At 62.9% G+C, this 12946-nt stretch carries 10 protein-coding genes; 7 read left to right on the top strand and 3 right to left on the bottom strand.

Going from position 1 to position 12946, the window contains the following annotated elements:
- Nucleotides 1–234 precede the first annotated feature (234 nt).
- Nucleotides 235–1734, top strand: a complete 1500-nt coding sequence (locus C9I57_RS01785; protein WP_219909848.1) for an MFS transporter — start codon at nt 235–237, stop codon at nt 1732–1734.
- 320 nt (nt 1735–2054) lie between these two features.
- The gene (locus tag C9I57_RS01780) at nt 2055–3386 is read left to right on the top strand and encodes an MFS transporter (RefSeq protein WP_440130173.1); all 1332 of its coding nucleotides are present in this window, start codon (nt 2055–2057) and stop codon (nt 3384–3386) included.
- Here the strand turns inward: C9I57_RS01780 and C9I57_RS01775 are convergent, their stop codons facing one another.
- Complete coding sequence (locus tag C9I57_RS01775; protein WP_107148917.1) at nt 3387–3914, bottom strand: GNAT family N-acetyltransferase; 528 nt, start codon at nt 3912–3914, stop codon at nt 3387–3389.
- Between the two features lie 262 nt (nt 3915–4176).
- On the opposite strand from C9I57_RS01775, the gene C9I57_RS01770 reads away from it, so the two are divergent.
- The 3 genes from C9I57_RS01770 (at nt 4177) to C9I57_RS01760 (ending at nt 8980) form a co-directional block, all read left to right on the top strand.
- A complete protein-coding gene (locus C9I57_RS01770; protein ID WP_107148916.1) occupies nt 4177–4896 on the top strand; it encodes a hypothetical protein in 720 nt (239 codons plus the stop codon).
- Between the two features lie 320 nt (nt 4897–5216).
- On the top strand, nt 5217–7586 hold the full coding sequence (locus tag C9I57_RS01765; protein WP_107148915.1) for a hybrid sensor histidine kinase/response regulator: 2370 nt from the start codon (nt 5217–5219) through the stop codon (nt 7584–7586).
- Nucleotides 7587–7930: 344 nt separating this feature from the next.
- A complete protein-coding gene (locus C9I57_RS01760) occupies nt 7931–8980 on the top strand; it encodes an aldo/keto reductase (RefSeq protein ID WP_107148914.1) in 1050 nt (349 codons plus the stop codon).
- 10 nt (nt 8981–8990) lie between these two features.
- On the opposite strand, the gene C9I57_RS01755 is transcribed toward C9I57_RS01760, so the two are convergent.
- Nucleotides 8991–9989, bottom strand: a complete 999-nt coding sequence (locus tag C9I57_RS01755; RefSeq protein WP_107148913.1) for a DedA family protein/thiosulfate sulfurtransferase GlpE — start codon at nt 9987–9989, stop codon at nt 8991–8993.
- A 345-nt stretch (nt 9990–10334) separates the two neighbouring features.
- Complete coding sequence (locus tag C9I57_RS01750) at nt 10335–10646, bottom strand: DUF4148 domain-containing protein (protein WP_107148912.1); 312 nt, start codon at nt 10644–10646, stop codon at nt 10335–10337.
- Nucleotides 10647–10841: 195 nt separating this feature from the next.
- Between C9I57_RS01750 and C9I57_RS01745 the strand changes: the two genes are divergently transcribed.
- On the top strand, nt 10842–11654 hold the full coding sequence (locus C9I57_RS01745) for a creatininase family protein (RefSeq protein ID WP_107149241.1): 813 nt from the start codon (nt 10842–10844) through the stop codon (nt 11652–11654).
- 108 nt (nt 11655–11762) lie between these two features.
- Complete coding sequence (locus C9I57_RS01740) at nt 11763–12938, top strand: YncE family protein (protein ID WP_107149240.1); 1176 nt, start codon at nt 11763–11765, stop codon at nt 12936–12938.
- Nucleotides 12939–12946: the final 8 nt, after the last annotated feature.

Genomic DNA, 12946 nt, shown 5'->3' with positions numbered 1-12946 from the left:
CGGCAAAGAGGGAGGTAGTTGATTCTGCCGAACAGAACGACGTTCTAATAATATCGCCGTTGCTACTGCGAAGGGATCGGGTAAACCACCACGTTTACCGCTGCCGAGGGCGAGCCTATTATTTTGTTGGGAGAAACGATGTTCTGCCAAACAGAACGGTGATGGTTCGAGAGAGAGGCGGCGTCAGCGCCGCCGCACATCGCATTCGCTTCTTTGCGAATGCCAAGGAGACTGATGATGAATGAACCGGCTGGTCTGGGCGCTTTCGATGCCGAAGGGCGAAGTACAGCTTCGCAGCGCCGCATTTCCGCCGATCCGGCACTCGAACTCGAGCCGGCGCGAAGCGACGCAGCGTTGGCTCGCGCAGCACGGATCAGTGCAAGGCTCGACCGAATTCCCGCAAGTCGCCCGGTCTGGGCAATGGTGGGCATGCTCGCGATGGGCGCCTGGTTCGAGATCTACGACATGTTTCTTACCGCCTACATCAGTCCGGGGCTAGTCAAGGCGGGCCTGTTTACGAGGACCACTTCGTCATTCTTCGACCTGACGGGACTCGGCGCGTTCGTCGGTGCGCTGTTTCTGGGCCTTTTCGTCGGCACGTTCGGCGTAGCGTTCGTCGCCGACAAATATGGGCGCCGAAAGGTGTTCGTCGTGGCGCTGCTCTGGTACACCGCCTGCGCCGCCATCATGTCGTTTCAGACGACTCCTTACGCGATTGTCTTCTGGCGTGTCATGGCCGGGATAGGCGTGGGGGCGGAACTCGTCACGATCGACGCCTATGTGTCCGAGCTCGTGCCCGCGAGCGTTCGAGGGCGTGCGTATGCATTCATGCAGGCTGTCCAATACACGTCGGTGCCTGTTCTCGCGTTTCTCGCCTGGAGACTCGTGCCGTTACAGATCGCGGGTCTCGACGGTTGGCGCTGGGTCGTGCTCACGGGCTGCGTCGGTGCCGTCGCCGTGTGGTTCATTCGACTGGGTCTGCCTGAAAGTCCACGCTGGCTCGTGCAGAAAGGCCGCCTCGATGAAGCCGATGCCATCTTGACGAAACTCGAGCGCAAGGTCGAACGCACGCAAGGAAGGGCTCTGTCAGAGCCCGAGGCAGCGGTGCGAGTGCGCGGCGACGGGCGCGGGAGCTTTCGTGAGATCTGGATGCCGCCTTATAGGAGGCGGGCCGTCATGCTGACCGTATTCAACTTCTTTCAATCGATCGGCTATTACGGCTTTGCGAGCTGGGTGCCGACTCTGCTCGTCGCGAAAGGCATTACCGTTACGCATAGCCTCATGTATTCATTCATCATTGCGATCGCGAATCCGCTTGGGCCGCTAGTCGCCACCTTGTTCGCGGATCGTATCGAGCGTAAATGGATCGTTTGTATATCGGCGGGGCTCATTGCCGTCGTCGGTATCGCGTTTTCGCAGCAGCACGAGCGCGCCGTGCTGATTGCATTCGGCGTTCTCATGACGCTGCTCAGCAACTGCATGACATTCTCATATCGGACGTACCAGGCGGAGCTGTTTCCGACTCGCGTGCGCGCACGGGCGATCGGTATGGTCTATTCGGCGAGCCGAGTCAGTGCCATGTTTTCCGGTTTCATGATCGCGTTTTTCCTGAAAGACTTCGGCGTCACCGGTGTCTTCGCGCTGATCGCGGGATCGATGGCCATTGTAGTCGTGACGATCGGCGCGTTCGGGCCGAGGACCAGCGGATTGCAGCTGGAAAAAATATCTCGCTGACGGCGGCGGGGCGACTAGCCGCTGCAATCGGGGTAAAAAAAAAACGGGCAGCACACCGCCGTCGCGTGTTTGCGGCGTTCGCTGCAGGGATGCCGAACTTCTGCAACAATCGCATCCTTTCGCTGGACGGGCATTTCGATGACTCGCCCATCGAAAGCTTTCCGAAATGCACCCGCCGTTTGGCCCTATGACGAGGGCGCGTTGCAAACGCGCCCTCGTCGTGGCAAACCGTCCGCGAGCTAGCCTTGTCCGACACACCGACCACCGACGCTGCGACGTCCGACATCGATGCACCGATATCGGGCAAAAGCCGCTGGGGTATGGCAGCGATCCAGTTGACCGTTGCGCTTGCAACGATCGACACGGCAATCGCCAATACAGCCTTGCCCGCGATCGCCTCTGATCTTCATGCCACGCCGGCGGCCTCGGTGTGGATCATCAACGCCTATCAACTCGCGCTCGTCGCGACGATGCTCCCCCTCGCCGCGCTCGGCGAAATCATCGGGCATCGCCGCGTCTATATCAGCGGCATCGTCGTATTCACCGCCGCGTCGCTCGCGTGCGCCATGGTCTCCACGCTGCCGATGCTCACGGCCGCCCGCATCGTGCAAGGTCTGGGCGCCAGCGCGATCATGAGCGTCAACGCCGCGCTGATCGGCTGTCTCTACCCGCCGAGCCGCCTGGGCCGAGGGATGGGCATGAATGCGTGCACGGTCGGCGTGTCGTTTGCGGTCGGCCCGACGGTCGCGTCGATGATTCTCTCGGTGGCCTCATGGGCGTGGCTGTTCGCGGTTAACGTGCCGCTCGGTATCGCGGCGCTCGCGTTGGCGCTGCCCGCGTTGCCGCGGACGAAGCGCGGCAAGCATGCATTCGATCCGGTGGCTGGGGTGTTCAACGTGGTGGCATTTTCATCGTTGATATTCGCGCTCGGCGAAGCGGCGCATCGTGAGCCCACGTCGCGGGTGCTGATCGCCGCGGCGGTCGCCGTAGTTTTCGGCGCGCTGCTCGTGCGCCGGGAGGCCGGTCACCCGGCGCCGATGCTTCCGGTCGACCTCTTCAAGCGTCCGGTCTTCGCGCTTTCCATCGTGACGGCGATCTGCTCCTTTGCCGCGCAGGGCCTCGCGTTCGTCTCATTGCCGTTCTTCTTAGAGGACATCCTCCACCGCAGCCAGGTCGAGACGGGTTTTCTCATGACGCCGTGGCCCGTCGTCGTCGCGCTCGCCGCACCGATCGCCGGACGCCTTTCCGATCGCTACCCGCCGGGGTTGCTCGGTGCGATCGGGCTCGCCATTCTCGGTATCGGCATGGCGTCGCTCGCACTGTTGCCCGCCTATCCCTCCGTTCACGCCATTGCCTTGCGGATGGCCATATGCGGCGCCGGATTCGGCTTTTTTCAATCGCCGAACCTGAAAGCGATCATGTCGAGCGCGCCGCCCGAGCGTAGGGGAGGCGCGAGCGGCATGATCGGCACGGGCCGGCTGCTCGGGCAGACCACGGGCGCCGCGCTAGTGGCGCTTTGCTTCAGTATCGCGGGCCGCCACGGACCGACGCTCGCGCTGGCGACTGGTGCGGTGTTCTCGGGCGCGGCCAGTATCGCCAGCGGACTGCGGCTCTTTGCGCCATCGCACCGCGGGGGAGCCGCGGTACGCTAATCAGACATGCTTGTAATAGAACGTCGTTGCGCAGAACGCGCCGTCCGGCATCAGCGCGTACTTCGGCACAACGCCCACGCGTTGCCATCCAGCTCGTTGATAGAGACGTTCCGCGTCGCCGTCCGTTACGGTATCGAGCACCAGTACCGACTTGCCTTCCTCGCGCGCAACGTCTTCGAGTGCGCGCATCAGGCGCTGCGCGATTGCCCGCCTGCGCGCCTTTCGATGCACTAGCATTTTTGCGACATCGGCTCGGTGCGGCTGGTTTTCGGGCTGAGCAAGAACGAGTTGGACGGTCCCCACGATATCCCCGTGTTCGTCTTCCGCGATCAGCAATGCGCGCTCGCCGCGCGCGACGCCTTCAGCAACATTGCGCCAGAACGCCAGTGCCGTCTCGCGTGAAATAGGCAGCATGAAGCTGACTGATGCGCCACCCTCGACGCAGTCGACCAGCACATCGGCCAGCGCTTCGGCGTAGTCCGGTGCCTCGTTCGCGTGAACACGCCTGATTGTCACCTCATCGCTCATTTTTTTTCCAGACTCGTTGAATGGGGGACCTCGCCAGCGCCACGAATAGCAATGGCGGCTTTCGAGCGGGATTGCGAAAGCTATGAGCCAGGCGATTTAATTCTCAACGCAATCGCCCGGCTGCATGCAGCAGCATAAACGACAAAAATCCAGCCGAGCTGTAAGCCGCATGTAAAGCGTGGGTGTGGCGACTGCCCTATCATTGGCAGCACGGTTCCACGGCGTTCAATAAGAAGAGGGCCTCGTAATGAAATCTCGGTTCATGAAGGTGACCCGCCTAGGCGCCGCCAGCTTGATCGTTTTGGCTGCGGCTTGCGGCGTCGCCCTGGCGTTTGCCCTGCCTGCGGCCGCGGCAGCGGTGTGTCCTTCCTGCTATGGCTTCGAATATGCGGCCGATCGCACGTTCATCGAGAGGGGAGCGAGTCCCGAGGAGCGGGCGCGGCTCGTAGCCGTCGTGGCGGAAGGCCGGCAGCGTGTACAAAGGTTCTGGGGCACGCTCGGCGCGGCTCCGAAAGTGCTGGTCTGCACGACCGACAATTGCTTTCGACGTATCGGAGGCGGGCGTCGCCGGGGGATGTCGGTGTTCGATCGCGTGGCGATCCTGTCGCCGCTCGGCAGCGATGCCGTCATTGCCGCGCACGAGCTCTCGATGAACGAGCTCAATCATCGCATCGGCGCGCTGGGCGTGCTGCGCGGTGCCGTGCCGATCTGGTTCAACGAGGGCATCGCGATGTACGCGTCCGACGACCTGCGTTATCTCGCGCCCTCCAGTGCGGGAGATCGTTGCCTCGTTCCGGCTGCCGAGCCATTGCCCGTCGGCGTATTCGAATGGAACCGACGCGCGCTCAACGACAACCACCTGTATGCGAAGGCCGCATGCTCGACGAGCCGATGGATCGCGCTGCATGGCGGTTCGTCCGCGGCCGTCAGCCTGGTATCGAAGGTGTCGGCGGGTGCCGCGTTTCAAGAGGCGGCTCGCTGAAAAGGACACAGCGGCCTGGCATTGAAAACGGGGCGTAGATACATCGACGCCCCAGGTGACCCCGGGATGCTGTATGTTTACACAGCATCCGCGTCCTCGAACGTTGCGTGTCGGACGTCGGATTTGAGGGCCTGCCCCGATGTCGAGGTAAGATTAGCACTCCTACTGATCTCAGCACTACCCCGCGGTCGCGCGTTTCGCCTGACCTATTCGCGAGCGCATCGTCGGTGGCGATTGGTCGGGAACGGCGGCCGCTGAACGGCTGGACCGCGCGGGCACGCGCGGAGCCAGCGGCCGAACAGGACTAGTTTGGAGGTCACGTGTCGCATTCGCCTCTTGGCATTCCGGCTGCAAGCGAGTGGCTTTCGATTTGGGAGAAGGCGACGATCGACTATTGCGTCGCCTTGCTGAGCCCCACGGGCATCGTGCTCACGTGGAACGCAGGCGGTGAGCACATTCATCGCTACCGGCCGGATGAAATCATCGGCCGTCATTTTTCGGTGTTCTATACCCGCGACGATCGCGCCGCCGGCGTACCGCAAGCGGTGCTCGCGTCGGCGCTTGCCACGGGCCGCCACGAGCTCGAAGGCTGGCGATTGCGCAAGGACGGTTCGTCGTTTTGGGCGAATGTCATCATGACGCGGCTCGACGATCGGGACGGCAAAACGATCGGCTTCGCCAAAGTGGTACGCGACGTGAGCGACAAGCGCGCCGCGCACGAAGCCGTCGTCGAGAGCGAAAGGCGCTTCCGCCTGCTCGTCCAGGGCGTGACCGACTACGCGATCTTCATGCTGTCGCCCGAAGGATATATCACGAACTGGAACCCGGGCGCTCGCCGCATCAAAGGCTACACCGCCGAAGAAATTATCGGCTCGCACTTTTCGCGCTTCTATACCCCCGAGGACCGGGCAGCCGGCGTGCCGCAGCGGGGACTCGAAACCGCCGCGCGCGAGGGGCGTTTCGAAGCCGAAGGGTGGCGCGTGCGGCGCGACGGCAGCCGCTTCTTTGCGCACGTCATCATCGACGCGATTCGCAACGAGGAGGGGACGCTGCTCGGGTTCGCGAAGGTGACGCGTGACATCACCGAGCGACGCAAAGCGGCCGAGCAGCTCGAACACACTCGGGCTCAGCTGTTTCAATCGCAAAAGATGGAGGCCATCGGCAAGCTGACCGGCGGCGTCGCGCATGACTTCAACAACGTGCTGCAGGTGATTCGAGGCAACCTCGAGCTGTTGCGCGCTCAGGCTGCGCGCGACGTGTCGAGTGCTCAGCGCATCGACAACGCGCTCGAAGCGCTCGAGCGCGGGGCGAAGCTGGCGTCGCAGCTGCTCGCGTTCGGTCGCCGGCAACCGTTGCAGCCGACGGTAGTCAACTTGTCGCGCGTCATGGCCGGGATGGACGACATGCTGCGTCACGCGCTCGGCGAGCGTGTCGAACTGGAGACCGTCGTTTCGGGTGGACTGTGGAATACGTTTGTCGATACCCACCAGCTCGAGAACGTGATCCTGAATCTCGTCATCAATGCGCGCGATGCGATGCCGGAGGGCGGTCACCTCACGATCGAGCTTCTGAACGCCGTGCTCGACGATCGATATGTCGCGTCAACTTCGGACGTGCCGGCGGGGCAGTACGTCATGATCGCCGTGACCGATACCGGCACCGGCATGCCGACCGATGTCGCCGAGCGCGCGTTCGATCCGTTTTTCACGACGAAGCCTGAAGGCAGCGGCAGCGGCCTCGGTCTGAGCATGGCGTATGGATTCGTCAAGCAAAGCGGCGGGCATATCAAGATCTATAGTGAAGTGGGCCACGGCACGACCGTCAAGCTCTATCTGCCGCGCTCGACTGACGCCGAAGAGGTGACGCAGCAGACGAACGAAATGGTCCCGGTGATGCTCGGCAGTGAGACGGTGCTCGTCGTGGAGGATGACGACAAGGTCCGGGCGACCACCATCGAAATGCTGGCCGCGCTCGGCTACAAGGTCCTCCAGGCCGATAGTCCGGAGGCCGCGTTGACGATCATTCGTAGCGGTGTGTACGTCGACTTGTTGTTTACCGACGTCGTCATGCCAGGCCCGATGACGAGTACGGAAATGGTCCGTCAGGCGCAGCTGCTGCGGCCCACCATGAAGGTGCTCTTCACGTCGGGCTATACCCACAACTCGGTCGTGCACGGCGGGCGGCTGGATCGCGGCGTCGCGTTGCTATCTAAGCCGTATGGCCGCGAGGAGCTTTCGCACAAGATTCGCCAAGTGCTCGGCCGGGGCGGCACCCCGGACCTTGCGGCCGCCTTCGAACCGATCGCCGCGGCTGCGGCGTCGACATCGCTGAGCCGTCCCGCAGCCGATTCGCTGCGCGTGCTCGTCGTCGACGACGAGCCCGGCTCGCTCGATGCCGTCGCCGAGATCTTGCGCCTGCTCGGGCATGACCCGCATAAGGCCGCCAGCGCGCACGAGGCGCTCGATGCGATCGCCACCATGCATTTCGATGCTTTGCTCGCGGACATCCGTTTGCCGGACATGTCGGGGATCGATCTCGCGAGAAGCGCCGCGAACGCGGCGAATGGCATGCGCATCGTGTTCACGTCAGGGGAGCCGATGTCAATCGATGGCGCTTCGTTGCCGTTCGAATGGCGTGCGATTCGCAAGCCGTTCAGCATGGACGAACTGCAGCAAGCGTTGAGTGCGTGAGCGTCGTTGATTTTCGCGGCGAGCGCCGGATCGCACGCCATCGCGCGCTCGACTCTTCGATGACAAACAGCTGCCGCCGCGGTTTATTCCCGCGGGACCGGCCGCACCGATTCTCGCTGAGCGCAGAGGAACAGGCATGAATGCGAGACGATTGGGTATCGGATCGAGGCAACCGCGGGTCCATACTTTGCGCTCCGGTCGACCGTGCGCCGACGGCTCAGTGTGATCCAGCGCCCGGCATTTGCTGTTGACGAAAGGGCGCGCAGGCATTGGGTTCCATCCGCGAGATCGGCGCGCGGCGACGGCGACATTTGGCACGAATGCGTAATGGAGGGAGTTGAGTCATGCGTTATGCAAAATTCGGTTCCACAGGGCTTTTCGTTTCCGAGCTGTGTCTCGGCACGATGACATTCGGCGGAGAAGGCGCGGTTTGGGAGCATATCGGCAAGTTGCAGCAGACGGAGGCCGACACATTGATCGGCCGCGCCATTGATGGCGGCATCAATTTCATCGATACGGCGAACGTCTATTCCGGAGGTCTCTCGGAAACGATCACGGGCACGGCACTGAAGAACCTCAAGGTGCCACGTGAAAACGTGGTCGTCGCCACGAAGGTCTTCGGCGAAACCGGCACGAAAGCGGTCAACTCGCGCGGCCTCTCGCGCTTTCATATCATGGAGTCCGTCAAGGCGAGCCTGCGGCGTTTGCAGCTCGATTACGTCGATCTGTATCAGGTGCACGGCTTCGACCCCGCGACGCCGATCGAAGAGACACTGCGCGCGCTGGACTCGCTCGTTCAGCAGGGCCATGTCCGCTATATCGGCGTATCGAACTGGGCGGCATGGCAAATCATGAAGGCACTCGGCATTTCCGAGCGGCTCGGCCTCGCGCGCTTCGAATCGTTGCAGGCGTACTACACGATCGCGGGCCGCGATCTCGAGCGTGAGATCGTCCCGTTGCTGCAGAGCGAAGGCGTGGGGTTAATGGTCTGGAGCCCGCTCGCGGGTGGGCTGCTCTCGGGGAAATACGGACGCAACGTGAAAGCCGAAGAAGGAAGCCGGCGCACGACGTTCGACTTCCCGCCCGTCGATCTCGAGCGCGGCTACGACTGTATCGACGCAATGCGCGGCATCGCCGAAGCGAAGGGCGTATCGGTCGCGCAGATCGCCCTTGCATGGCTACTGCACCAGAAGGTCGTGACGACGGTCATCATCGGCGCGAAGCGCGTCGAACAGCTCGAGGACAATCTCGCGGCCACTTCGGTGCGCCTCACGGCGGATGAGCTCGCGGCGCTCGACAAGGTCAGCGCGCTGCCGCCGGAATATCCAGGCTGGATGCTGGCGCGTCAGGGCGAAGTCAGACGCACGCAACTGCTGCAGTCGGCCAATCGTTGAGCGTCGGCGCTCAGACGATCTTCGGGTCCGGGCTCACCGTGGAATCGTTGGCGGCGGGGCCCGGCTCCACAGAAAGCGACGCGACCGTATAGCCCGCATCGCGCCACGCGTCGATGCCTCCGCGCAGCGGCAACACATCGCTGAAGCCGCTATTCATCAATTGCTTGGCCATCCATGCCGCCGAGACTTCGTTAGGGCACGAGCAGTAAATCACGACCTTCTGATTGCGGCGATACGCTGCGAGGATACTGTCGAGATCGCGCTCATCGGCAAAGCGCGCTCCCGGGATGACGTACGGATCGAGCTGGCGCTTTTCGTCCGAGCGGATGTCGAAAATGACAGGGGGCTCCTCGCCGTCGATCAAGCGATAGAGCTCGTCCACGTCGATGCGTGCCGCCGCGAGCTGACGCAGCAGGGCGCGGCGGCGCATCCAGCGAAATCCGGCGTAAAGCACGGCCAGCACGGCGACGATGAGCGCCGTAAAACGGCCGAGACGGCTCGCTCCCTCCAGCAGCACGTCGATTTCTGGCGCGAGCAGCACGCCGATCACGAGACCCAGGGCCGCCCATATTGCCGCGCCGATCCCGTCGTGTGCGAGGAAGGTGCGATAGCGCGTGCCCATTGCACCCGCCATCGGCACGGAGACGATCGAAAGACCGGGCACCAGTTTCGCCACGGTGAGCACGCGCACCCCCCAACGTCCGAAGAACCGCTCGGTCTTCTTGACGCACGAGTCGCGCGAAAGGGACAGCCTGCATAGCTGTTTCAGCGTGGCGCCGCCATAGATGCGACCGGCAAAGAACCATACCGAGTCACCGATGAGCGTGGCGCAGACTGTCAGGATCAGCACTGTGGCGAGCTGGCTGCCGATCGCAAGCGGATGAAGCGCGGCGAACGCGCCGAAGACGACGAGCGTCGGCATGGCGGGCACGGGCAAACCCAGCGACGCGGCGAGGGCGTTGGCGAATACTAGCGCGGCACCGTAACGCGCGACGAGATCGTGAAGCATCGGCTGTTTCCTGGCAAGGCGAGGCGGAACGTGGCCGCACCCGCGAATTATGCCGCTAGTTGCGCCGCTTCGCTGCAATCCCGTACATGGGCGTTGAGGTACACAACGAAAAAGCGCCTAGCCGTTCTTTCGCGGCTAGGCGAAACCGCCGGTTTTCCGGCGGCGGAGGTACCGACGCGACACAGGCTGGTCGCCGCTTTCGGCGACGACCAGCCAGCTTCGTTCAGCGTGCCGACCCTCTGTCCCCCGACGACATTTCGGCGACGTTTCTTCGGCGACGTTTTAATGAGTGCGTCGTTGGAGCGCGGTAGGTGTTCTCTCGATGCTCTCTCGATGGCTTGGAGCTTATTCGCCGAAGTAGAGCGACTTCGCGCCAGGCGCGGCCGTCGACCGACTGCCCGATGCCGAAGTGCCGTTCGATTCACCGCCGATCGCGACCGAGCTGCCGTTCGCCGCCGCAATACGCGTTCCGGCGGCTTGCGTGGAAATGGGGTAGTACGGATCGCGGCCGAATGCGCTGCGAGGCGCGCTCTGCTTGAATTGCACGAGGTCTGCCTGCACTTGCGCGCGTGTCAGCGGAGCCTCCGCTTGCGCGAACGAGAGGGCGGGAACGGCGAGCACCGACGCGATCACCGCGGCCTTGACGAGCGATTTCATGTTTCTTACCTCCGAAGTCTTTGAGCGGATCGGTTGCATCGGCCTTTCTTTCTCGCCTGCAACCCATACGAGCAGTCTATCGAGGCAAGCATTAAGGGTTAACTCCTATTCGAAGAAATCACCGTTACGTAATTGGCGATAATCGCCGATGTGCCCGGTCCGGGTGTCTGTCTGCGAGGAGGCTTCGTCACCACCATGCGCATCTCCCTACGAAACGCTTTCATCGTGCTGGTATCGCTGCTTGCGTGCCGGATCGTCTCGGCGCAGCCACCCGACAGTGTGCAACTCGAAGACTTCACGTGGACCGAGTTGCGCGACGCCGTGAAGGCGGGCAAGTCGACGATCATCGTTCCGATCGGCGGCACGGAGCAAAGCGGCCCCTATGTGGCACTCGGGAAGCACAACGCACGTGTGAAGGTGCTCGCCGCGCGGATCGCGCAAGGGCTCGGGAATGCGCTCGTTGCACCGGTGATCGCATACGTCCCCGAAGGGAGCGTCGCGCCGCCGACTTCGCATATGCGCTTTCCCGGCACGATTACGATCCCTGACGACGTCTTCGAGAAAACGCTCGAATCGGCGGCCAACAGCTTCAAGGTGCACGGGTTCAAATACGTCGTGTTTCTCGGCGATCACGGTGGCTATCAGAACGACATCAAGCATGCGGTCGTGCAATTGAACCGGACGTGGGCCGGCCAGGCGCATGCGCTGGCGCCGCCCGAATACTACGGGACGAGCTCCGACGGCTATGCGCAAATCCTGCGGCAGCACGGCTACCGCGATGACGAGATCGGAACGCACGCCGGGCTCGCCGATACGGCGTTGTTGCTTGCCGTCGCGCCGCAGATGGTGCGGCTGAACCAGTTGCACGACGCGCCGAAGCCCGGCCCGGCGGAGGGCGTCTATGGCGGCGATCCGCGGCGCGCCAACGCGGACATCGGACGGCTCGGGACCGATGCGATCGTTGCCCGGACGATCGAAGCGATCAGGAGGGATACGGGCGTCAAGTAACGATCAACCGGATCGATGCTGTCTAGCATTGCTGTGCCGGCTCGCGGCTTTTTGCTTCGGCTTTTCGTTTGCGATCTTTCGTTTCCACATTCGACAACGGATCCCGTTATGCGTCCAATCAATCGAAACGCGCTGCGCGTCGTCTTCACGGTTTTCCTGGGCATTGCCGCATTGTTGATCGACTGCTCGCGCGCCGCTGTCGCCTCAGGCATCGCAACGGTTGCAGGCATGCCAGCCGTCATCGATGCTTCGAACCTCTATAGCGAGGCCGGCGCCACGCATCTCTCTCGCGCTGTCGCGGGCGCGTTGCCGCGCGTCTACGTGCCGAACCTGCGTTCCGACGATGTCTACGTGATTGACCCGGCGACCTTCAAGGTCGTCGACAAATTCAAGGTCGGACGCAGTCCGCAGCACATCGTGCCTTCATGGGACCTGCAAACGCTGTGGGTCACGAACAATGCCGAAGGACGGACCGACGGCTCGCTCACGCCGATCGATCCGAAGACAGGGAAACCGGGCAAGGAAATACTCGTCGACGATCCGTACAACATGTATTTCACGCCCGACGGCAAGGAGGCGATCGTCGTGGCCGAAGCGCATGCGCGGCTCGACTTCCGCGACCCGCACACGATGGCGCTGCGCTCGAGTCTCGACGTACCGCAGTGCAAGGGCATCAATCACGCTGACATTTCGATCGACGGCAAATACGCGATCTTTACCTGCGAGTTTGGCGGCGGGCTGGCGAAGATCGACATGACGGCACGCCGCGTTGTGGGCTATCTGACGTTCGGCAAGAAGAGCATGCCGCAGGACGTGCGCGTATCGCCCGACGGCAAGCTGTTTTATGTCGCGGACATGATGGCCGATGGCGTGCACGTGGTGGCCGGTGACAGTTTCAAGGCGATCGGCTTCATCAAGACGGGCGTCGGCACCCATGGTCTTTATCCGAGCCGCGATGGCACGAAGCTCTATGTGGCCAATCGCGGCTCGAACCTCGTGCACGGGCCCCGGCATGGGCCCGGTAGCGTGTCCGTCATCGATTTCGCGACGCGCAAGGTCGTGGCGAACTGGCCGGTACCCGGCGGTGGAAGCCCGGATATGGGTAACGTCAGCGTCGATGGGAAGACGCTTTGGCTGTCCGGGCGTTTCGACGATGTCGTCTATGCGATCGATACGGCGACGGGCACGATGAGGTCGATCCGCGTGGGAATGGAGCCGCATGGGCTTACGGTGTGGCCGCAGCCGGGGCGGTATTCGCTCGGGCATACGGGAAATATGCGGTGAGGCGGCCG

The organism is Trinickia symbiotica (genome assembly GCF_003028655.1).
Lineage (GTDB): Bacteria > Pseudomonadota > Gammaproteobacteria > Burkholderiales > Burkholderiaceae > Trinickia > Trinickia symbiotica_A.
Note: the sequence above shows the minus strand (reverse complement) of the source record. Positions and strands in the feature narration are given on the sequence as shown.